This is a genomic window from Nocardia jinanensis (assembly GCF_014645735.1).
Taxonomy (GTDB): Bacteria; Actinomycetota; Actinomycetes; order Mycobacteriales; family Mycobacteriaceae; genus Nocardia; species Nocardia jinanensis.
This window is the reverse complement of sequence record NZ_BMMH01000015.1, coordinates 42,608-63,224: the sequence shown is the minus strand read 5'-3', so window position 1 is coordinate 63,224 and position 20,617 is coordinate 42,608. Positions and strand designations below refer to the sequence as shown.

The following is a 20,617-nucleotide window of genomic DNA, read 5'->3' as shown; positions in this document are numbered from 1 at the left end:
GGCGGAGCGTCGCCGTATGCCGGACCCGCCTACCGGTGCGTGGTCTTCTCCAGTGCGCTCGGCTCGTCGTGGCTGCCGAAACCGGAGGGCAGCACGGTGCGGGTCTGCTTGAGCGAATCGATGGTCTTCTCCGGCGCGCGCAGTTTCTTCACCTTGCGGTAGCCGAGGAAGGCCAGCAGCGCGGTCACCAGGATCATGAACGCGAAGACGATCCAGAACGCGGCCCAACGGGTGAGCCAGATGTCCAGAGTCTCGGCCACGGCGAAGAAGAAGAAGAAACTGCTGAACAGCAGCACAGTCAGCGCACCGATGAAGAAGACGCTGCCCTGCAAGCCTTTCTTGATCTCACCGGTGACCTCGGCCTTTGCCAGGGCCACCTCGGCGCGGACCAGGGTCGAGACCTGTTCGGAGGCGTCGCGGACCAGACTGCCGAAGCTGGCCGATGCGTGCGGGTCGATCTCGGACAGCGGAATCGAGGTGACCGCGCCGCCTCGTACACCGTCTCCGTTACCGCCCTGTGTGACACTCACGTAGTCGACCCTCTCCCTGTCCCGGTCCTGCTCGGTCTTACTGTTCTGGTTCTAGCGCATCCGCGTCACGCCGCGCTCGGTGGACACGCCCACGCCGCAACAGTAGCGCCGAACCGGCCAGCGATGCGGCCATGGACGTCACCAGGACCGCGGCCTTGGCGAGTTCGGCGGAATCGGGATAGTCCTGCAGTGCCAGTTCCGCCACGAGCAGGCTAACGGTGAACCCGATCGCGCCGAGCACCGACAGGGCGAACATATCGCGATAGTCCAAGTGCGCTGGCCGTTCGGCGATTCCGGTGCGGATGGCCAGCCAGCTGATCCCGAAGATGCCGACGGTCTTGCCGAGCAGCAGCCCGAGGATGATCGCCAGCGACAGACGGTCGGTGAACAGATCGCCGAACATCGCGCTGTTGATCGGCACCCCCGCCGCGAAGAGGGCGAACAACGGCACGCACAGTCCCGCCGAAACCGGTTGGAACCGGTGTTCCCACCGGGCGGCGGGGGCCTCGGCCTCACCGTCGTCGCGGCGGACTCTGGTCAGCAGGCCGCAGGCGACACCGGCCAGCGTCGGATGAATATGCGCCTCGTGCAGGGCATACCAGCAGATCAGGGCCAGTGGTATGTAGATCAGCGGGGACGTCCACCGTTTGCGCTGCGCGAACCACCAGCCCGCACAGCAGACCAGCGCGGCCGCCAGCCAAGTGAAGGCCAGGCCGGTGGTGAACAGGACCGCGATGAGCACGATCGCCATCAGATCGTCGACGACGGCGAGGCTCAGCAGGAAGACGCGTGCGCTGGCGGGGATCCGGGAACCGGTCATGGCCAGTACCGCGAGAGCGAAGGCGATATCCGTGGCGACCGGGATGGCCCAGCCGCGGTCCATCCCGTCGACTCCGAAACCGACCGCGTAGGCGATGATCGCGGGGGTCACCACCCCGCCGGCCGCCGCGATGATCGGTAGCGCGGCGCGTTTGGGATCGGCGAGTTCACCGATGACGAGTTCACGTTTGAGTTCGAGACCGGCCACGAAGAAGAAGACCGCGAGCAGCCCGTCCTTCACCCAGTCGGCAAGAGTGAGATCCAAGTGCAGCGGCGGGATGGCCAGGTGGGTTTCGGTGAGGTCGAGATAGCTCTGCCCCCACGGCGAGTTCACCCAGAGCAATGCCACCGCGGCCGCGACGAGCAGCAATGCGCCACCGACGGTCTCGGTCCGCAGATATCTGGCGAGTTCCGATCGGGGCCTGCTCAGCACGGGAAAACCTTTCGGTCGGACGAACATCTATCGCGCCCGCCGTGGAAGCTGCCTTCCACGGGCGCGCGTCGATCTCGCCGACCAGACTTCCCGGCACACCACTTGCGACTTTATTGGCGGCGCCTGCGGCGCCGCGAGGCGGGGCCCTGTTAACCCCGGTTCTTCACTCCTTCGCTCAGTCGCTGCGCTCCTTCGCTACGTCGCTCCAGAACCGGGGCGGGCCCCGCCTACTGGGGCGGACCATCCGGAGTGGACGGAAGGTGTGCGCGGAGGTTTGCCTCGACCAGCCTGGGTAGGTTCACGGCTCTGTAAGTGCGCAGTGGTCGCCGATCTATGGCCGGGCCGGCTGGACGCGGTCGGTCGCTGCGCTCGGTCGCTCCAGAACCGGGGCGGGCCCGACCACGGAAGCGGACCGACCGGAGGAGTCGGAAGGTTCGCGTGGGCGGGCGCCCGGATCGGTCAGTCGGAGCGACCGGCGCGGATGGCCTCGAAGACCTGCGGATCCACCAGGGTCGAAGTGTCGCCGAGCTCCCGGCCCTCGGCCACATCGCGCAGCAACCGGCGCATGATCTTGCCGCTGCGGGTCTTGGGCAGTTCGGGCACCACGTGGATCTCCCGCGGCCGGGCGATCGGGCTGATCGCCCGGGCCACCTCGGCCTTGAGTTCGTCGACCATGGCGGATCCGGTATCGGTCGCGTCGGCGGTCAGGATCACGAACGCCACGATGCCCTGACCGGTTGTCTCGTCGCTGGCGCCGACCACCGCCGCCTCCGCTACCCCGGAGTGCCCGACCAGCGCGGATTCCACTTCGGCGGTGGAGATGCGGTGACCGGAAATGTTCATCACGTCATCCACTCGGCCGAGCACCCAGAGGTCGCCGTTGACGTCGAGTTTCGCGCCGTCGCCGGCGAAATACCAGCCCTGTTCGCGGAAACGGTCCCAGTAGGTGGCCCGGTAGCGCTCCATATCGCCCCAGATGCCGCGCAGCATCGACGGCCACGGCTGGTCGAGGACGAGATAGCCGTTGGCCTCGGTCTCCCCGCGGCGCACTGTCTTGCCCTCTTCGTCCACCACCGCGGCCGTGACACCGGGCACCGGGGTCATCGCGGCGCCGGGCTTGGTCGCGGTGATACCGGGCAGCGGGGAGATCATGATGGCGCCGGTCTCGGTCTGCCACCAGGTGTCCACGATCGGCGCGGTGCCGGAACCGATCACATCCCGGTACCAGCGCCAGGCCTCCGGATTGATCGGTTCGCCGACCGACCCGAGCACTCGGATCGTGGAAAGATCGTGTGCGTCGGGGATCTGGCGGCCCCATTTCATGAAGGTGCGCACCAGCGTCGGCGCGGTGTAATAGATCGTGACGCCGTACTTCTCGATGATCTGCCAGTGCCGGTGCTCATCCGGGAAATTCGGGGTGCCCTCGTAGAGGACCTGGGTGGCCCCGTTGGCGAGCGGACCGTAGACGATATAGCTGTGCCCGGTCACCCAGCCGACATCGGCGGTGCACCAGTACACATCGGTTTCGGGTTTGTGGTCGAAGACCACCCGGTGGGTGTAGCTGGTCTGGGTCAGATAACCGCCGCTGGTGTGCAGGATGCCCTTGGGCTTACCCGTCGTCCCCGACGTGTAGAGGATGAACAGGGGATGCTCGGCATCGAAAGCCTGTGCCTCGTGGACCGGGTCGGCCTGCGCGACCGTTTCGTGCCACCAGAGGTCGCGGCCCTCGGTCCATTCCACCTCGGTACCGACGCGGCGCACGACCAGGACGTGCTCCACGCTCGAGGGCACATCCCCCTTCGCGAGCAGTGCCTCGTCGACGGCCTCCTTCAGCGGTGCGGGATTGCCGCGCCGCCACTGGCCGTCGACAGTGATGACCAGGCGCGCTTCGGCATCGTCGATCCGCTGGCGCAGTGCGGTCGGCGAGAAACCGGCGAAGACCAGGGAATGGGGCAGACCCAGGCGGGCGCACGCCAGCATCGCCACGATGGTCTCGGGGATCATCGGCATATAGATCGCGACCCGGTCGCCGGCGGTCAACCCGAGTTCGGTCAGGTAGTTGGCGGCCCGGCTCACCTCGGCGAGCAGATCGGAATAGGTGATCGTACGGGAATCGCCCGGCTCACCTTCCCAGTGCAGCGCGACCTTGTCGCCGCGCCCCTCCAGCACATGGCGGTCCACACAGTTGTAGGCGATATTGAGCCGGCCGCCGACGAACCATTTCGCCACCGGGGCATCGGTCCAGTCGAGTACCTGGTTCCACCGCTCGTGCCAGTGCAGGTGGTCGGCCTGCTCGGCCCAGAACGCTTCGCGGTCCTGCGCGGCACGCTCGTAGATACCGGCATCGACATTCGCCGCGGCAGCGAACTCCGCACTCGGCGGGTAGGCGTCCGGGTGATCGGCGGTTTCGGTCATCTGAGTCACTTCCTTCGCGTTACCTGCACCATAAGGGGCCACCTGTGACCCTAAACTCTCGCTCCGGCCCGGCGCGGTGATCCCGGGACGAATGGTCGCCGGTGCTCGGTGAGCGGCAGCCGGTGCCGGACGAACGGCGGCGGTCGGGCTCCGTCCCGAGAGTTCACGAACCCGGCGGGATCGCGCCACGGGGCCTATATTCGGCAGACAACTCTGTGGGGTGCCGAGGCAGTGGTCGTGACGAACCGGGAGGGTGTGTGAGGGGATCGTCGTGGGTGCTGCGGGCCGTCGGCCTGGTGCTGGTTCTGGTCGGCGTGACGATATTGCCCGCGTGCACGGTGACTCCGGCGCTCGGTGAATCCATCGCGGTCAACGGTTCCGAACCGCAGAATCCGCTGGTGCCGTCGAATACCAACGAGAACGGCGGCGGGCGCGTCGTCGACCGGTTGTTCGCCGGGCTGCGCCGGATCGCGGCGGACGGCAGTCTGCACGACGAGGTGGCCGAATCCATCGAGACAGACGATCAGCAGTTCTACCGGATCAGACTGGAACCCGGCTGGACGTTCTCCGACGGGTCCCCGGTCACCGCGCATTCGTTCGTCGACGCGTGGAACTACGGCGCCCTGATCACCAACGCGCAGTTGCAGAGCTACACCTACGCGCCGATCGCCGGATTCGAGGATGTGCAGGCCGATCCGCCCCGGACGCGGACCATGTCGGGGCTGCGCGTGCTCGACGACCTCACCTTCACCGTCGCGTTGAAAGAGCCGACGATCGATTTCCGGACGCGGCTGGCCTACGCCCCGTTCTATCCGTTGCCACCGGCGGCTTATGCGGATATGGAGGAGTTCGGAAAGTATCCGATCGGCAACGGGCCCTACCGGTTCGCCGGTCCCGATGCCTGGCAGCACGATGTGAAGTTGGAGCTGGTGCCCAACGAGAACTACCGAGGCGGGCGTCCGGCCCGGAACAAGGGCTTGACCTTCGTGTTCTATTCGGATTTCGATGCCGCCTACGCCGATCTGCTGGCCGGTAATCTGGATGTGCTCGATACTGTTCCCGCCAGTGCGCTGACCGTGGTGGACGCAGATCTGGGGGATCGATCGGTTTCGGCGCCGACCGCGCAGAACCAATGGATCGGTACCCAGCCCGGGCTGCCGCATTTCGGCGGTGAGGAAGGCAGGTTGCGCCGGCATGCGATCTCGATGGCGATCCAGCGGCAGGCCATCGGCGACAAGATATTCCGGGGCACCCGCCGACCCGCCCGGGACTACACCTCCCCGGTACTGCCGGGCTACGACGGTGACCTGCCCGGCGCGCGGGTGCTGGACTACAACCCCGACGAGGCACGGCGGTTGTGGGCGAAGGCCGACGAGATCTCGCCGTGGAGCGGACGATTCGAGATCGCCTACAACGCGGACGGTGATCATCAGGCGTGGGTGGACGCGGTCGCCAACAGCATCAAGAACACCCTCGGGATCGAGGCCGTCGGCGCGGCCTTGCCGACTTTCAAACAGTTGCGGGACCAGGTCACCACGCGGACCATCGGCAAAGCGTTCCGTTCGGGGTGGCAGGGCGACTACCCGACCATGCTCCAGTTCCTGGAGCCCGGATTCCTGGGTAATTCCGAAACCAACGATTTCGATTACCACAACCCCGAATTCGACGCTCTGATAGCGGCCGCCGAGGCGGCGCCGACCGAGGCCGGATCGTGGGCGCTGGTGGCTCGCGCGCAGACGCTGCTGCTGCGCGATATGCCGACCATCCCGATCTTCGACTACGTCAACTCGGCCGGATACTCCGAACGGGTCCAGGGCGTCACCTTCGGCTGGAACGGCCTGGCCGATTTCGAGAACATCGAGCTGATATGACCGCCGTACGCGAATCCTCGCCCGAACCGCAGGAGTGCCCATGGCGTGGTATGTAGTGCGGCGTCTGCTGCAGATGATCCCGGTGTTCCTCGGGGCCACCCTGCTCGTCTACTTCCTGATCTACAAGGTCTCCGGTGGTTCGGTCGCCGCCCTGGCCGGTGACCGCACCCTCACGCCCGCGCTGGAGGCGCAGCTGAAAGCGCGTTACCACCTCGACCGCTCCTTCTTCGTGCAGTACCTCTACTACCTGAAGGGCATCTTCACCTTCGATCTAGGCACCACGTTCTCCGGACGTTCGGTGAAAGACGAACTGGCCCGGGCTTTTCCGATCACCATCCGGCTCACGATCCTGGCACTGCTGTTCGAGGCGGTGTTCGGTGTCCTGTTCGGCACACTGGCGGGATTGCGGAAGGGAAAACTGTTCGATTCGACAATGCTGGTGTTGAGCCTGGTCGTGATCGCGGTCCCGGTGTTCGTCCTCGGATTCCTCGCGCAGTACCTGCTGGGCGTCGAATGGGGGATCGCGCCGGTCACCGTCGGTGCCGATGCGAGCTGGGGCCGGCTGGTGGTACCGGCACTGGTGCTCGGCTCGTTGTCCTTCGCCTATGTATTACGACTGACCCGCAACGCCGTCGCCGAGAACCGCGACGCCGACTATGTACGTACCGCCACGGCCAAGGGGCTGCCGCGGCGCCGGGTGGTCCGGGTGCACATCCTGCGCAACTCGCTGATCCCGGTGGTCACCTTCCTCGGCGCAGATCTGGGCGCGCTGATGGGCGGGGCGATCGTGACCGAGGGCATCTTCAATATCCCCGGCGTCGGCGGCACCCTCTATCAGGCGGTGGTCCGGGGCGAGGCGCCGACAGTGGTCTCGTTCGTCACGGTGCTGATCGTGGTGTTCCTGCTCGCCAACCTGCTGGTGGACCTGCTGTACGCCGTCCTCGATCCGCGGATTCGCTATACCTGAACAGGAGTGCGGTCATGTCCGATGAGAAGCCGGCCCGCCCGATCAGGCCGGGCAGGCAGCGCTGGGTAGCCGCCGCCGACGCGGTCACCGTCGAGGCCACCGATCGAGTGCGGGTGGTGGGCGCGCCTAACGGGTTCTGGGGCCAGGCCTGGCGCGGCCTGCGCCGCAATCCGTTGTTCCTCGTCGCGGTGGCGATCATTCTGCTGGTCCTGCTGGTCGCGGCGTTCCCCGGACTGTTCACCGATCAGGACCCGCGCTACTGCGTGGTGGACAACAGCCTGCTGCCGCCCAATTCGGCGCACTGGTTCGGGTTCGATCTGCAGGGCTGCGATATCTACGCCCGGACAATCTACGGAGCGCGCGCCTCTGTCCTCACCGGTGTCGGCGCGGCCGCGCTGTTCGTGCTGGTGGGCGCCACCCTGGGTGCGCTGGCCGGGTACTACGGCGGGCTGCTCGACTCAGTGATCTCCCGGATCTCCGAAATCGTGTACGCCGTCCCGCTGATGCTCGGTGCGATCGTGCTCATGCAGTTGTCGACCACCCGCACGGTCTGGCTGGTGATCGTCACGCTCGCCGGTTTCACCTGGCCGCAGGCCGCGCGGATCGCCCGTGGCGCGGTGATCGCCGCGAAGAACAGCGAGTACGTACTCGCGGCGCGGGCGCTGGGCGTATCCCGCCTCGGCATCCTGGTCCGGCACGTAGTGCCCAACTCGCTGGGCCCGGTGATCGTGGTGACCGCGATCTGGCTCGGGGTCTTCATCGTCACCGAGGCGACACTGTCGTTCCTGGGTGTCGGCCTGCCGCCCACCGAGGTCTCCTGGGGCGCCGATATCGCGACCGGCCAGCAGCAATTGCGCGGCGGCTCGCTGATCCTCTTCTATCCGGCTACCGCGCTGGCTCTCACGGTGCTCGGCTTCATCATGCTCGGCGATGCCCTGGGCGACTCCTTGGATCCGAAGGGCCGGGTGTCGCGGTGACGGCATCGAACGAGCGGATCGCGCGGATTCGAGACAGGGAGCAGATATGAGCGCCGGTGCCGAGGAGGAACGTCCGCTGCTGCGGATCCACGATCTGCGTATCGTGTTCGGGTCGGGGGACGAGCGTGTGGATGCTGTGCGCGGTGTGGATCTGACTGTGTACGCGGGCGAGACCGTCGCGATCGTCGGTGAGAGCGGGTCCGGGAAATCGACCACCGCGCATGCGGTTATCGGCCTGCTTCCAGGGGCCGGCCGAATCGTCGGGGGCCGTATCGAATTCGACGGAACCGAACTGACCAGCGCTTCGGAATCGCGGCTGGAGGAACTGCGCGGCACCAGAATCGGCTTCGTCCCGCAGGATCCGATGTCGAACCTGGACCCGGTGCACAAGATCGGGTTCCAGATCCGGGAAACCCTCGTGGCCAACGGTATCGCCCGCGGCCGCGCCGCCCGCGAGCAGGCGGTAGAGCTCCTGCGCGCGGCGGGTATCCCCGACCCCGAGCAACGGATCGATCAGTACCCGCACGAACTGTCCGGCGGTCTGCGGCAGCGCGCACTGATCGCGATGGCGCTGTCGGGCCGACCGGATCTGCTGATCGCCGACGAGCCGACTTCCGCCCTCGACGTGACTGTGCAGCGCCGGATCCTCGACCACATCGACAGTCTCACCAGTGAATTCGGGACCGCGATGCTTCTCATCACTCACGACCTGGGGCTGGCCGCCGAGCGCGCCGAGCATCTGGTGGTGATGTACCGCGGCCGGGTGGTGGAGTCGGGGCCGGCCCTGGAGCTGCTGCGTGATCCGCGGCACGAGTACACCCGCAAACTGGTCGAATCGGCACCCTCGCTGACGGCCGCCCGGCGTCCGGCTCCTGCGCGTGAGCTCGACGCCCCGAATCCCGTCCTGGTGGCGGACCGGCTCACCAAGAGGTACCGGACGCGCGGCTCGGTGCCGTGGCGGTTCAGGGAGGCGGTCGCCGTCGATGATGTCTCGTTCACCCTGCATCGTGGGCGGACCACCGCGCTGGTCGGGGAGTCCGGTTCCGGGAAGTCCACAGTCGCTCAGCTGGTGCTCGGGCTGCTCGAACCCAGTTCCGGTTCGGTTGCCTTCGACGGCACCGATATCGGAGGTATGAGCGGCCGCGAACAGATCCGATTCCGCCGCCGGGTGCAGCCGATCTTCCAGAACCCGTACGCCTCGCTCGACCCGATGTACTCGATCCACCGGTGTATCGACGAACCGCTGCGGACCCACGGCCTGGGCAATCGCGCCGAACGCGATATCCGGGTCCGCGAACTACTGGAACATGTCGCGCTGCCCAGCGGTGTGCTGGCCCGATATCCCAACGAGCTCTCCGGCGGGCAGCGGCAGCGGGTCGCCATCGCGCGTGCCCTGGCCCTGGAACCGGAACTGCTGGTCTGCGACGAAGCGGTATCGGCGCTGGACGTACTGGTCCAGCAGAACATCCTCGATCTGCTCACCCGGTTACAGGACGAACTCGGCCTCACCTACCTGTTCATCACCCACGATCTGGCGGTGGTCGGTCAGCTCGCCGACGAGGTCCTGGTGATGCACCGGGGTCGTATCGTCGAGGCGGCGCCCACCGCGCAGATCTTCGATTCCCCGCGTGAGGACTACACCCGCCGCTTGCTCGATGCCATCCCGGGCCGCGATCTGTTCGTCGGCTGAGCCCGGTGCGGTCGGCCCGGTCGGCCGACTCCGCTCTCGCCGTGGGGTCAGCGCTCGTCCTGCGGCTCGTCGGCGGTAGCCTGCTGATCCGTGACCGATCCGCTCGCGCCGCTCATCGAATTGCCCGGGGTCCGGGCCGCCGCCGACAAGGCCCGGGACGCGCTGGCCGAGGTCCACCGGCATCGGTCGAACCGCCGGGGCTGGGTCACCACCGCCGCCGAAGCCTCGGTGCGTGCCGCGCGCTCGTCGGCGGCATTGGACGGCGGCAGCACCGAGTTGCCCGCCGACGGTAACGTCACCGATCCGGTCCTGGCCGGCGCGCTGCGCGTGGGCCAGGCGCTCGACGGCGATGCGCTGCGGAATCTGGTCGGTATCTGGGAACGGGCGCCGCTGCAGGCCCTCGCACGGTTACATCTGCTGGCGGCCGCCGATCTGGTCGACGATGAGAACGAACTGGGCCGCCCTCGTGCCGACAGTGGGGTCGCGCAGCGCCTGGATGTGCTGGCGCAGACGCTGCTCACCACCTCGGCACCGGCGCCGGTCACCGCCGCCGTGGTGCACGGTGAACTGCTGACGCTGAAACCGTTCGGGTCCGCGGACGGATTGGTCGCGCGGGCGGCGTCCCGTTTGGTGACGGTGTCCAGCGGGCTGGATCTACGCTCGCTCGGCGTGCCCGAGGTCTTCTGGTTGCGGCGGCGGCAGGCCTACCTCGACGCTGCCGCCGGTTTCGGCTCCGGGACCGCCGAGGGTGTGGGTGGTTGGGTGCTGTTCTGCTGCGGTGCGCTGGAGGACGGCGCGCGGGAAGCCACATCCATCGCGGACGCCGCCGCGGGCTGAAGAGCGGCCGGACATCACCGTTTGCCACCTGGGACGCCGTGGTCGGCCGGTTCGTCGGTGTTCCGGCCGAGACCTGCGCCGAGGGTCGACCGGCCCCGGAGAGATCCGGCCGATAGAACGTACCTCGGGCGATCGGCGCCCACCCTCCCTCGGACGTCAAAGCGGGCGGCGTGGTCGTTGGACCTCACCGCCCGCGAGCACGGACTACCTGGTTACCATGCGTGCTGGTTTGGGTTGTGTTCTCCGGCCTCGGCGTTCTTCCGGGCTCCGCAGCAGCTCATCCCCGCAGCTATGCGAGGCCATCGCCGGCAACGGACCGGATTTCGCAGGCCCACAACGCTTCTGCCCTTGTCGCGGCGAGCTCCGCGTGGGTGCCTGGAGTCCGTGCTGGGAAGGGTGGGTCGGGAGACTGAGTCTTCTCTTCCGGCTCCGCCTTGGCCTTCCTTCCTTCCGTGCCTCTATTTTTACACTGTGACTGCACTCACATCAAGGGTTGGCGCAACTTCGTGGGACAAAAGAAAACCGGACACATCGGTCGGAGTCTTATGCTATAAGTCCAGGTAGGGCGGGGTGATCATCGACGTCGCAGTAGTCGGTATGTCACGGCCCCCGCGACGAGCGCGCTGACGCCGACAGCCAGCCCGGTGGCCACGGTTTTCGAAGGTGCCTGGAACCGTGACCACAGTGATACCGGGTTGGAGAAGCTCAGGACGGGCCAGCCCCGGCTCGTTGCCTCCCGGCGTAGATTGCGGTCGGGGTTGACGGCGGTGGGGTGGCCGACCGCGGTGAGCATCGGCAGGTCGGTGATCGAATCGGAATACGCGTAGCAGCGCGAGAGGTCGTAACCCTCAGCGGCGGCGAGCTTCTCGATCGCGGTGACCTTGCCTTCGCCGTAACAGTAGAAATCGACGACCCCGGTGTACTTCCCGTCTACGACCTCCATCCGGGTCGCCGCGGTGCGAGTTGCGCCCAGCGCTTCGGCGATCGGTCCCACCACCTCCTCGCCGGAGGCGGAGACGATGACCACATCGTGGCCGCGGATGCGGTGATCGGCGATGAGGTCGACGGCCTCCGCATAGATCAGCGGATCCACCAGTTCGTGCAGGGTGTCCGCCACGATCGACTGGATCTGGGCGACATCCCAGCCCGCGCACATATCGGTCAGATGCGCGCGCATACGTTCCATCTGGTCGTGGTCGGCACCGGAGAGCAGGAACATGAAATGGGCATAACTGCTCTCGAGTACGGTGCGTCGGCTGATCAGACCCTGGTCGAAGAACGGCTTGCTGAACACGAATGTGCTCGATCTCGCGATGACCGTCTTGTCCAGATCGAAGAAGGCGGCGATGCGGCCGTTCTCGCCGTTCCGATCGCCGGGGGATGGTGTCGTTTTGCCGGATCCCGTCACCGCTCCAGGATAGGCATCAACGCGTGGCGTGTCGTGTCCGCTGCGTGCTCACTTATGCTCTGACCTGTGGTTTTTCCGGACCCTCCGAAGTGAGGGTGACCTGCGGAACTTCTTTGTCGTCGGGCTTGCGTTCCAGTCGGTGCTTGGGTGTAGTATTGCTGGCACCTGGACATGTTCCAGGCGCGTTCAGCCCGACCCCCCGGGGCTGAACCCCGACGGCCCCAGCCTCCTCCCCCCCCGGCTGGGGCCGTCCTCTATTCCGGGGTGGTTCGAAAAGTTCTCCACAGCCCGCGAGTTGTCCACAATCGCCGCGGCGACCCGCTCCGGTGGGCTCGGCCGGGCCACGCTGAGTCCATGGATCACGAAGCGACGCCCGCCGCCGGGGAGCCACCCGCGGTGCTGGTGCTCATCCGGGACGATCGGCTACGCGAGGAGGTGCGCCGGGTCGCCGCCGCGGCCGGTCGGCGCATCGACGAGAGTGAGGTGCTCCTCGGCCGGCACTCCTGGTCCGCGGCGCCGCTGGTGGTACTCGACACCGCGGCCGCGACGGCATGCGCGAGCGCGTCGCCGCCGCGGCGCGACGGGGTGGTGACGGTCACCGACGGGGAGCCCGAGCTGGTCGATTGGCAGGCAGCCGCGGTGATCGGGGCGGAACGGGTCATCGCACTACCGGGTGCCGCGGTCGAGCTCATAGAGAAGTTCGCCGAATACGGCCAGCAGCACACCGACGGCGGTGTGGTGATCGCATTGGCCGGAGCGGGTGCCGGCGCCGGGGCCTCCGTCCTCGCCGCCGCCACAGCACTGCGTTCGGCTACCGCCGGTTTCCGCCCACATACGGTGCTGGTCGACGGCGCACCCCACGGCGGCGGCCTCGACCTGCTGCTCGGTATCGAGGCCACCCCTGGTCTGCGCTGGCCGGATCTGGTCGTGGACGACGGCAGAGTCGCCGCGGCCGAGCTGCACAACGCACTCCCTGTCGCGGGTGCCGGTCTGTCGGTGCTGTCCTGTGGCCGGGGCGGTGGACGAACCGGCCCCATCGGCGCGGCCGCCGCCCATGCCGTGATCGAGGCCGCCCGGGGCGCGGGCGATCTCGTCGTCTGTGATATCTCCAGCGAGCGTGGTCCGCATACCGACCGGATACTCGACGCTGCCGACCTCGTAGTACTCGTTGTGCCGGCGCAGCTGCGTGCGGTGGCGGCCGCCGGTGCTGTGGCGGAATGGATAGCGCAGCGGAATCCGAATCGCGGCTTGGTGGTGCGTGGACCGGCGCCCGGAAATCTACGCGGCCGCGATATCGCCGCGGTACTGGAACTTCCCCTGCTGGCAGCGGTCCGGGCGCAACCCGGGCTGGCCGCGCGACTCGAACGCAGAGGTCTGCGACTGCGGCGCGGCCCCCTGCGCGACGCGTGCGACGCGGTGCTGGCGGTACTGAGCCCACCCGGCCGGCGGAGCGCGCGATGAGTAATACCGCTGCTGAACCCACCGGGGTGGTCACCACCGAACTGCTGGAGCGGGTTCGCGAACGACTGGCCGGAGACCACGCGGAGCCCGAGCCCGCCCGGGTCGCGGCGGCCATCCGTGCCGAAGCCGGGGGGATGCTGGGAGATACCGATCTGCTCCGCGCTCTGCGGCTGTTACAGACCGAGCTCACCGGCGCCGGGGTGCTGGAACCGCTGCTGCACGATCCGGCGGTCGCCGATGTGCTGGTCACCGCCCCGGACGCGGTGTGGATCGATAGGGGACGCGGGGTCGAACGCACGTCGACGACCTTTCCCGACGAGGCCGCCGTCCGGCGGCTGGCGCAGCGGCTGGCGCTGTCGGCCGGCCGACGGCTCGATGATGCGCAGCCCTGGGTCGACGGGCAGTTGTCCGGCCGAGAACTCCTGCTGGGACAGAATTTCGGCGTGCGGCTGCATGCCGTGCTGGCACCGATCGCGCGGGGCGGAACCTGCCTTTCGCTGCGGGTCCTGCGCCCGGCGACCCAGGGCCTGGACGTGCTCGTCCGGTCCGGTGCGGTGCCACCCGGAGCGGAAACCCTGCTGCGCGAGATCATCCGCGCGCGGCTGGCTTTCCTTGTGGTCGGCGGCACCGGGGCGGGAAAGACCACACTTCTGTCCGCGCTGCTCGCCGAAGTGGATCCGGGCGAACGCGTCATCTGCGTCGAGGATGCCGCGGAACTCGCGCCGCCGCATCCACATGTGGTCCGGTTGGTGGCGCGCCCACCGAATATCGAAGGGGCCGGGGAGATCACTCTGCGCGATCTCGTGCGGCAGGCGTTGCGTATGCGGCCGGACCGCCTGGTGATCGGCGAGGTCCGGGGTGCGGAAGTCGTCGACCTGCTGACCGCGTTGAACACCGGCCACGACGGCGGTGCGGGAACCGTACACGCCAATTCGCCGCGGGAGGTGGTAGCCCGGCTCGAGGCGCTGGCGGGGCTGGGCGGAATGGACCGGGCCGCGTTGCACAGTCAACTGGCCGCGGCTGTCCAGGTGGTGCTGCACGTCCGCCGTCGAGCGGACGGGTTCCGATACCTCGGGGAAATCGGTGTGGTGCAGCGGGATACCGGCGGCGGGGTGGAGATCTACCCGGCCTGGCGGGCAGCCGGGCCGGCACCCTCCGCGGGGGTCCTCCGGGCAGCACTCGCGGAACGGGCGGGGTGATGACCACCGTCGACGGGCCGGGCGGCCTGTTCGCTGCGGCGTTCGGGTGCACAGTGCTCGCGTTGCTGCTCGTACCGGTTCCGCCGGTGCGGCGGCGGTTCGGCGCTGTGTTCGAAATGAAGTCATCACAGCGGTTTCCGACTCGTTGGGTGCTGTTCGCCTCTGTTCTTGCCGGATGTGTGCCGGCGCTGGTCTTGGGCAGCGGCAGCCTCATGGCCGCCCTACTCGTCGCGGGAACCGCCGCGGTGCGGCTGCGCCGATCCCGCCGGATGCGCCTGCACCGCACCGAATGCGGATACCTGCTCGACGGCCTCGAGGCCGTGATCTCCGAATTGAAGATCGGGGCCCATCCGAGCGCCGCGGCGGCGGTAGCCGCCCGGGAGACCGGCGGAATCGCGGCGGCGGCATTCGCGGTCGGGTCGGCACGCAGCCGGTTGGGCGGGTCGGGCGCCGAAGGTCTGCTTCGCCCTGATGCCGTGATCGCCGCCGAACTCGGCCGGGTCGCCGACGCCTGGCGGGTCGCCGAACGGCACGGCCTCGCGCTGGCCGAGCTGCTGTCGGCGGCCCGAGCCGATCTCGGCTCGCGGATCAGATTCCGGAGCCGTACCGATGCTTCGCTGGCCGGAGCCCGCGCGACTGCCACGATTCTGGCGGTTCTGCCGCTGCTCGGTATCGGCCTGGGGCAGTTGATGGGTGCCCATCCGTTCCAGGTGCTCTTCGCTTCCTCGGCCGGTCGTTACCTGTTGCCGCTCGGCACCGGTTTGGCCTGCGCGGGGTTGCTCTGGGCGGACGAGATAACTCGACGGGTGGTCCCGTAATGAGCCCGCTGAACTCTGCTGCGGTGAAAGGACCACTCGGCGGGCCACTACTGAGTTCTGGGAGAAGGGGCGATGACAGCTCAAGCCTGGCCGTTCGTATTGCTCTCGGTCGCGACCCTGCTGGTACCGGCTCCGGTTCCCCCGGTATCCCGTCTGACCGCCGCGGCCGCCCATCGCGACGGGCGGGCCCGGAAGGTCCGCGCGGCATCCGACCCGGTCGCCGTCGCGACACTGTTCGATCTGCTCGGAGCATGCCTGCGTGCCGGGCTGCCACCGGCCGCCGCGCTCCGCGCGGTCGCCCCGGCATCGCCGGATTCGCTGGTCGATCGGCTGCTGCGGGTCGCCGATCTGCTCGCCCTGGGGGCCGACCCGGTGGTGGCATGGGCTCCGGTCGAATCCGGATCACCGGGCGCGCCGGAATTCGATGCGCTCGCCCGGCTGGCGCGGCGCTCGGCACGATCGGGTGCGTCGCTGGCTGCGGGCATCGGAGAACTGGCCGACGAGCGGCGTACCCAGGTGGAGCAAGCAGCGACCGCGCGGGCCGAACGCGCCGGTGTCCTGATCGGTGGGCCGCTGGGTCTGTGTTTCCTTCCGGCGTTCATCTGTCTGGGCATCGTGCCCGTGATCATCGGCTTGGCCGGCCGGGTACTCGGCGGCGCGGCGCTGTGAGTACGGCACCGGAGGCGGACACCGAGATGTGCTCGTGCGGATCGGCTGTACGAGGCGAGAAGAAAGGGGAGTCGGATGCCGGCGATCTGGACAACACTGTGGTCCGTTGGGGAGGGGTTGTGGGCGGCGCAGAGAAGGATGAATGCCCGCCTGATGAGGGTGGTGTCGGAGGATGCGGGGATGAGCACGGTCGAGTACGCGATCGGAACCATTGCCGCGGCCGCCTTCGGTGCCGTGCTCTACACCGTGGTGACCGGCGAGAGCATTCCCGACGCGTTGACCGGGATCATCGAGAAGGCGCTGAACACGAGCGTCTGAGGTCTGCAGCCGGGCCGCTGGGCGCCGAAGCCGCTCTCGGAACCAGGCGGGCAAGGAGGCTCCGGCGGCTGGGCACCGAGGAGGCCGGGTCTGTAACTGTCGAGGCGGCGATCGCGCTCGGTGCGATCGCCGTCGTCGCCGCACTGTGCGTGGGTGCCGTGTTCGCGGCGGTGACTCAGGTGCGTTGTGTGGACGCCGCACGTGAGGCGGCCCGTTTGGCCGCCCGCGGTGACCGATCCGTGGCGGTCGCCGCCGCGCGCCGGGTCGCGCCGGCAGGGGCGGAGATCTCGCTACGTGACGAGGGTGATCGCGTGATCGCCCTCGTCATGTCGGATACCCCGTTGTTACCCGTTCTGGAACTCCGGGCCGAGGCGGTCGCCGTGAAAGAACCGGATCCGCGCGCGTGAGTCGCGAACCTGAGAGGCGGCCCGCGTCGGGAGTGCGAGGCGCGCGTCCGGTACCGCCGGCTCGATTCATCCGGTGTTTCCGCCGACGAGCGCGGCGTCGGCGGCGAGAGGACGGCTCGGCGACGGTCACCGCATGTCTGGCGTTGGCCGCGCTGATCGTGATAACTGCGCTCGTCGTCCAATTCGGCGCGGTGGTGGTGGCGCGCCACCGCGCGCAAGCTGCGGCGGACCTCGCCGCTGGCGGCGGCGGGCGAACTGTGGAACGGGGCGGAAGCCGGATGTGTGGCCGCCGAATCACTCGTAGAACAGATGGGGGCGGGAGTTGTGCAGTGCGAGATAGACGGCTGGGATGCCGTGATCTCGATCGAAGAAAAAGTACCGTTGGGTCCGTTTGGGGAACGGAGTATACGAGCGGTTGCGCGAGCAGGGCCGGTCGAAGAAGCGACGTGATCGCGCTTTGCCGAATTTTGTTAACGGCGAATACTGCATTCACTTAGCGACGGCAATTAATGGCCCGTTACTCGAATTCGTCAACCGTTCCGGAATTGATACGAATACGCCTTCTGTAGCTACCGACCGGTTCTATGGCAACGATTCAGTTAATATGATGCATATCCTCTTAATTCGAGCGGGCATAGGGCGTATGGTGCCTGCCGCCGGTCAGTCGGCAACGCTGTGACCACTTGGTCTTGTCATAGTCGGGGCGTATCGACCGTCCGGGACGGCCAGTTCGGCCAGAATCGCCGTCAACAAGCGGATGGCGCCCGCTTTATCGAGTGGGTCGTTGCCGTTCCCGCACTTGGGTGACTGCACACAGGACGGGCAGCCACTGCGGCAGGAGCAGGACTCGACCGCGGCCAGCGTGGCGTCGAGCCAGCGCCGCAGCATCGTGTACCCGCGTTCGGCGAATCCCGCGCCGCCGGGCTGCCCGTCGTAGACGAATACTGTAGGCAGGCCGGTATCGGGGTGCTGAGCTGTGGAAACGCCGCCGATATCCCATCGATCGCAGGTCGCCACGAGCGGTAGTAACCCGATTGCCGCGTGTTCGGCGGCGTGCAGCGCGCCCGGGGCCGCGGAGGTGTCGATCCCGGCGCGGTCCAGTAGTTCGGGCGTCACGGTGTAGAGCACCGCAGTGGTCGGCAGCGTCTGCTCGGGCAGATCGAGTTCGACCAGGTCGAGAACCTCGCCGGTCACCAGGGTGCGCAGGTAGCCCACGACCTGGCTGCGCACTGTGACGTCCGCGAAAGCCGCTGTGACCCGGCCGAAGGCCGTACTTTCGCGCACCGAGTCCACGGTGAGAGAGGTGATCCGGCGGGCGCTGGTGGTCCAGCCCGGAGTATCGGCGCGGACCAGTGCGACGCCGCCCTCGAGATCCAGTTCCTCGACCAGATAGCTTTCGCCCTGGTGCAGGTGGATCGCGCCTTCGTGCAGGGTGGCCGGAGCGCGTCCGGCGTCCGCTGTGCCGAGCAGCCGCCCGGTTTCGCCGACCACTATCGCGACCTGGGTGCCGATGCCGCCGCGGACGTCGACATCATCGTGCGGTGATTCGGCGGCGATGTAGAACCAGCGGCTGCCGTCATCGGCTCCGCGCCGCCGGACGAGCCCTTGAACTGCTAGTTCGGTAAGTACTCGATGGGCGCCGAGGGCTTCGGCCTCCGCCTCGCCGAGGGGCAGTTCCATGGCCGCGCACAGCAGTTGCGGGCCTAATACATAGGGATTCGAGGGGTCGATGATGCTGGCTTCCACCGGCCGGTCCAGCAGGGCTTCGGGATGGTGAACCAGATAGGTGTCGAGGGGGTCGTCACGCGCTATCAGCAGGGCCAGCGCCCCCTGCGTACGCCGTCCGGCCCGGCCGATCTGCTGTCGGAACGAAGCGACCGTCCCGGGAAACCCGGCCAGTACGACCGCGTCCAATCCAGCGATATCGACACCCAGTTCCAGCGCATTGGTGGTCGCGGCGGCAAGCAGTGAGCCGTCCGAGAGGCCGGCCTCCAGCGCTCGCCGGTCCTCCGGCAGGTACCCGCCGCGATAGGCGGCGACGCGTTCCGCCAGTTCGGGATCGATTTCTGCGAGCCGCTGCCGGGTGTGCACGGCGATCAGCTCCGCTGCCCGGCGCGACCTGGCGAATGTCAGGGTCCGCGCGCCTTCCACCACCAGATCGGCGGTGATGCGCGCTGCCTCCGTGGTGGCGCCGAGCCGGACGGGCGCGCCGTTCTCCCCGGTCAGCGCGGTGAGCAGGGGTGGCTCCCAGAACGCGACGGTGCGCGGGCCTCGCGGCGACCCGTCCTCGGTCACCGCCACGCAGTCGGCGCCGATCAGCCGAGACGCCGCCGCGGCCGGATCTGCCGCGGTCGCCGAGCACAGTACGAATACCGGGTCCGCGCCGTAGTGGGCGGCCAGCCGGCGCAACCGGCGCAGCACCAGGGCGACGTGTGAACCGAACAATCCCCGATAGGCGTGGCATTCGTCGACGACTACGTAGCGTAGTCGGCGAAAGAAGCGTGACCAGCGGCTATGTGACCGCAAGAGGCTCAGGTGCAGCATATCGGGGTTGGTGAACAGCCAGCGCGCCTCCGCCCGCACCCATTGCCGGATCTCGGTGGGAGTGTCGCCGTCGTACGCGGCGGCGGAGATTCGGGACAGGGCTCCGTGCCGGGTCAGTTCGCCGACCATGCGGAGCTGATCGGCGCCCAGGGCCTTGGTCGGGGCGAGGTACAGCGCCGTGGCCCGCGGATCCTCGTGCAGGGCGGTGAGGACGGGCAGCTGGTACCCCAGCGATTTTCCGGAGGCGGTCCCGGTGGCCACCACCACATGCTGTTCGTGGTGGGCGTGGCCGGCCGTGGCCACCTGATGACTCCACGGCAGCTCGATTCCCTCGGTACGCAGTGCGTTCACCACTGCGGGCGCCGCCCAGGCCGGCCATTCGGTGGTCTCGGCCGGACGGCCCGGGATCTCAGCGATATGCGTCAGTCGCGAATCAGTGGCCGGAACGCCGTCGAGGACACGATTCAGCAACGATCGCCCGTAGGACTGATCGGGCCCGGTCTCTCGATTCATGCGGGGGTGCCTTCCGGGTCTCCGGACGATGTGAAACTTCGCCGTTTGCTCCGCGCTACCTGCGAGTTCGATACCCAATAGCGATCTGGGTCACAGTGGGGTACTCGGGCCGGACGCTGGTTATCGGTAGGCAAACATACCGGAAGTATAGATTCGGATGGGCTAACCCTTACTCCTGCATTCACGAGATCATTTTTTTTGCAAATTGTCGGTAACTCCGCTGTTGAATTTCCCAAAGACATGGTTCACTGGTTCTCGGTCGCAAGCTTCTGTGTTCGAGGGGCGGATGCAAAGTCCAAACCCTGGCAGGATCGATGTTGCGAACGGCATACGTTGGCCCCCATGGGAGTCCAGAGTAGCGCCGATCGGAACAGGCCCGGTGGACGAAACCCAGTTGTCCGCCGTTCCGAGTAAGAAAAGAGAAGGAACAGAATGGCACAGGGAACTGTGAAGTGGTTCAACGCGGAGAAGGGCTTCGGCTTCATCGCGCCCGAAGACGGCTCTGCGGACGTCTTCGTCCACTATTCCGAGATCCAGGGTTCGGGTTTCCGTACCCTCGAAGAAAATCAGAAGGTCGAGTTCGAGGTTGGTCAGGGCACCAAGGGCCCCCAGGCCACCGGAGTTCGCGCGCTCAGCTGAGCGAGTACACCTCCCAGTTTGTCCCTCGCCTCCCGTAACGGGAGCGAGGGACGAACTATATGTGGAGTATGCGTACCTCCGCATCAGCTCCGGCCCTGCGCT

General features: G+C 67.6%; 19 protein-coding genes and 1 pseudogene. 15 read left to right on the top strand and 5 right to left on the bottom strand.

Annotated features, from left to right (window positions below; translation table 11 throughout):
- Positions 1–29: 29 nt before the first annotated feature.
- The 3 genes from IEY68_RS27305 to acs form a co-directional block, all read right to left on the bottom strand.
- A complete protein-coding gene (locus IEY68_RS27305) occupies positions 30–530 on the bottom strand; it encodes a phage holin family protein (RefSeq protein WP_058853386.1) in 501 nt (166 codons plus the stop codon).
- A 37-nt stretch (positions 531–567) separates the two neighbouring features.
- Positions 568–1,779 (bottom strand): Na+/H+ antiporter NhaA, encoded by a 1,212-nt coding sequence (nhaA, locus tag IEY68_RS27300; RefSeq protein ID WP_058853472.1) that lies wholly within the window; start codon positions 1,777–1,779, stop codon positions 568–570.
- 462 nt (positions 1,780–2,241) lie between these two features.
- Positions 2,242–4,197 carry an acetate--CoA ligase gene (gene acs / locus IEY68_RS27295; protein ID WP_189094515.1) on the bottom strand — a complete coding sequence of 652 codons (1,956 nt, stop codon included), beginning with the start codon at positions 4,195–4,197 and terminating at the stop codon, positions 2,242–2,244.
- 257 nt (positions 4,198–4,454) lie between these two features.
- Here acs and IEY68_RS27290 point away from each other — a divergent pair, with 257 nt between their 5' ends.
- The 5 genes from IEY68_RS27290 to IEY68_RS27270 all read left to right on the top strand — a co-directional run bounded on the left by IEY68_RS27290 (position 4,455) and on the right by IEY68_RS27270 (position 10,539).
- Entirely contained in the window at positions 4,455–6,068 is a 1,614-nt protein-coding gene (locus IEY68_RS27290; RefSeq protein WP_058853385.1) for a peptide ABC transporter substrate-binding protein, read from the top strand.
- A gap of 40 nt (positions 6,069–6,108) precedes the next feature.
- Positions 6,109–7,035, top strand: a complete 927-nt coding sequence (locus IEY68_RS27285; protein ID WP_058853384.1) for an ABC transporter permease — start codon at positions 6,109–6,111, stop codon at positions 7,033–7,035.
- Between the two features lie 14 nt (positions 7,036–7,049).
- Positions 7,050–8,012 (top strand): ABC transporter permease, encoded by a 963-nt coding sequence (locus IEY68_RS27280; protein WP_058853383.1) that lies wholly within the window; start codon positions 7,050–7,052, stop codon positions 8,010–8,012.
- A 46-nt stretch (positions 8,013–8,058) separates the two neighbouring features.
- On the top strand, positions 8,059–9,702 hold the full coding sequence (locus IEY68_RS27275) for a dipeptide ABC transporter ATP-binding protein (protein WP_058853382.1): 1,644 nt from the start codon (positions 8,059–8,061) through the stop codon (positions 9,700–9,702).
- 90 nt (positions 9,703–9,792) lie between these two features.
- Complete coding sequence (locus IEY68_RS27270) at positions 9,793–10,539, top strand: Fic family protein (RefSeq protein ID WP_058853381.1); 747 nt, start codon at positions 9,793–9,795, stop codon at positions 10,537–10,539.
- Positions 10,540–11,113: 574 nt separating this feature from the next.
- Here IEY68_RS27270 and IEY68_RS27265 read toward each other — a convergent pair.
- Complete coding sequence (locus IEY68_RS27265; RefSeq protein WP_058853380.1) at positions 11,114–11,947, bottom strand: HAD family hydrolase; 834 nt, start codon at positions 11,945–11,947, stop codon at positions 11,114–11,116.
- A 354-nt stretch (positions 11,948–12,301) separates the two neighbouring features.
- On the opposite strand from IEY68_RS27265, the gene ssd reads away from it, so the two are divergent.
- The 9 genes and pseudogenes from ssd to IEY68_RS27225 all read left to right on the top strand — a co-directional run bounded on the left by ssd (position 12,302) and on the right by IEY68_RS27225 (position 17,498).
- Positions 12,302–13,408 carry a septum site-determining protein Ssd gene (gene ssd, locus IEY68_RS27260; protein WP_062998206.1) on the top strand — a complete coding sequence of 369 codons (1,107 nt, stop codon included), beginning with the start codon at positions 12,302–12,304 and terminating at the stop codon, positions 13,406–13,408.
- Positions 13,405–14,607 carry a TadA family conjugal transfer-associated ATPase gene (locus IEY68_RS27255; protein ID WP_058853379.1) on the top strand — a complete coding sequence of 401 codons (1,203 nt, stop codon included), beginning with the start codon at positions 13,405–13,407 and terminating at the stop codon, positions 14,605–14,607. Before ssd ends, IEY68_RS27255 begins: the two co-directional genes overlap by 4 nt.
- Positions 14,607–15,425, top strand: coding sequence for a type II secretion system F family protein (locus tag IEY68_RS27250; protein WP_058853378.1), 819 nt, complete (start codon positions 14,607–14,609; stop codon positions 15,423–15,425). Before IEY68_RS27255 ends, IEY68_RS27250 begins: the two co-directional genes overlap by 1 nt.
- A gap of 72 nt (positions 15,426–15,497) precedes the next feature.
- A complete protein-coding gene (locus IEY68_RS27245) occupies positions 15,498–16,094 on the top strand; it encodes a type II secretion system F family protein (protein ID WP_058853377.1) in 597 nt (198 codons plus the stop codon).
- Positions 16,095–16,232: 138 nt separating this feature from the next.
- A complete protein-coding gene (locus IEY68_RS27240; RefSeq protein ID WP_082681148.1) occupies positions 16,233–16,412 on the top strand; it encodes a DUF4244 domain-containing protein in 180 nt (59 codons plus the stop codon).
- Between the two features lie 68 nt (positions 16,413–16,480).
- Entirely contained in the window at positions 16,481–16,819 is a 339-nt protein-coding gene (locus IEY68_RS27235; protein ID WP_058853471.1) for a TadE family type IV pilus minor pilin, read from the top strand.
- Positions 16,816–17,007, top strand: a pseudogene (locus tag IEY68_RS36975) (hypothetical protein); the annotation flags it as partial. The gene IEY68_RS27235 and the pseudogene IEY68_RS36975, both read left to right, overlap by 4 nt.
- Before the next feature lie 94 nt (positions 17,008–17,101).
- Positions 17,102–17,269: an Rv3654c family TadE-like protein gene (locus IEY68_RS36970; protein ID WP_308434995.1), complete on the top strand. Its 168-nt coding sequence runs from the start codon at positions 17,102–17,104 to the stop codon at positions 17,267–17,269.
- Positions 17,235–17,498, top strand: coding sequence for a hypothetical protein (locus IEY68_RS27225; RefSeq protein ID WP_189094518.1), 264 nt, complete (start codon positions 17,235–17,237; stop codon positions 17,496–17,498). Before IEY68_RS36970 ends, IEY68_RS27225 begins: the two co-directional genes overlap by 35 nt.
- Here IEY68_RS27225 and sftH read toward each other — a convergent pair.
- Entirely contained in the window at positions 17,480–19,876 is a 2,397-nt protein-coding gene (sftH, locus tag IEY68_RS27220) for a DEAD/DEAH box helicase (RefSeq protein WP_082681133.1), read from the bottom strand. The two genes, IEY68_RS27225 and sftH, sit on opposite strands and share 19 nt — an antisense overlap.
- A 432-nt stretch (positions 19,877–20,308) precedes the next feature.
- Between sftH and IEY68_RS27215 the strand changes: the two genes are divergently transcribed.
- Entirely contained in the window at positions 20,309–20,515 is a 207-nt protein-coding gene (locus IEY68_RS27215) for a cold-shock protein (protein WP_011206895.1), read from the top strand.
- Positions 20,516–20,617: the final 102 nt, after the last annotated feature.

Excerpts from the sequence above, each read along its gene's own strand:
- acs (WP_189094515.1), bottom strand. The coding sequence starts at position 4,197 with ATGACCGAAACCGCCGATCACCCGGACGCCTACCCGCCGAGTGCGGAG.
- IEY68_RS27285 (WP_058853384.1), top strand. The coding sequence starts at position 6,109 with ATGGCGTGGTATGTAGTGCGGCGTCTGCTGCAGATGATCCCGGTGTTC.
- IEY68_RS27280 (WP_058853383.1), top strand. The coding sequence starts at position 7,050 with ATGTCCGATGAGAAGCCGGCCCGCCCGATCAGGCCGGGCAGGCAGCGC.
- IEY68_RS27275 (WP_058853382.1), top strand. The coding sequence starts at position 8,059 with ATGAGCGCCGGTGCCGAGGAGGAACGTCCGCTGCTGCGGATCCACGAT.
- ssd (WP_062998206.1), top strand. The coding sequence starts at position 12,302 with ATGGATCACGAAGCGACGCCCGCCGCCGGGGAGCCACCCGCGGTGCTG.
- IEY68_RS27255 (WP_058853379.1), top strand. The coding sequence starts at position 13,405 with ATGAGTAATACCGCTGCTGAACCCACCGGGGTGGTCACCACCGAACTG.
- IEY68_RS27250 (WP_058853378.1), top strand. The coding sequence starts at position 14,607 with ATGACCACCGTCGACGGGCCGGGCGGCCTGTTCGCTGCGGCGTTCGGG.
- IEY68_RS27245 (WP_058853377.1), top strand. The coding sequence starts at position 15,498 with ATGACAGCTCAAGCCTGGCCGTTCGTATTGCTCTCGGTCGCGACCCTG.
- IEY68_RS27240 (WP_082681148.1), top strand. The coding sequence starts at position 16,233 with ATGAATGCCCGCCTGATGAGGGTGGTGTCGGAGGATGCGGGGATGAGC.
- sftH (WP_082681133.1), bottom strand. The coding sequence starts at position 19,876 with ATGAATCGAGAGACCGGGCCCGATCAGTCCTACGGGCGATCGTTGCTG.
- IEY68_RS27215 (WP_011206895.1), top strand. The coding sequence starts at position 20,309 with ATGGCACAGGGAACTGTGAAGTGGTTCAACGCGGAGAAGGGCTTCGGC.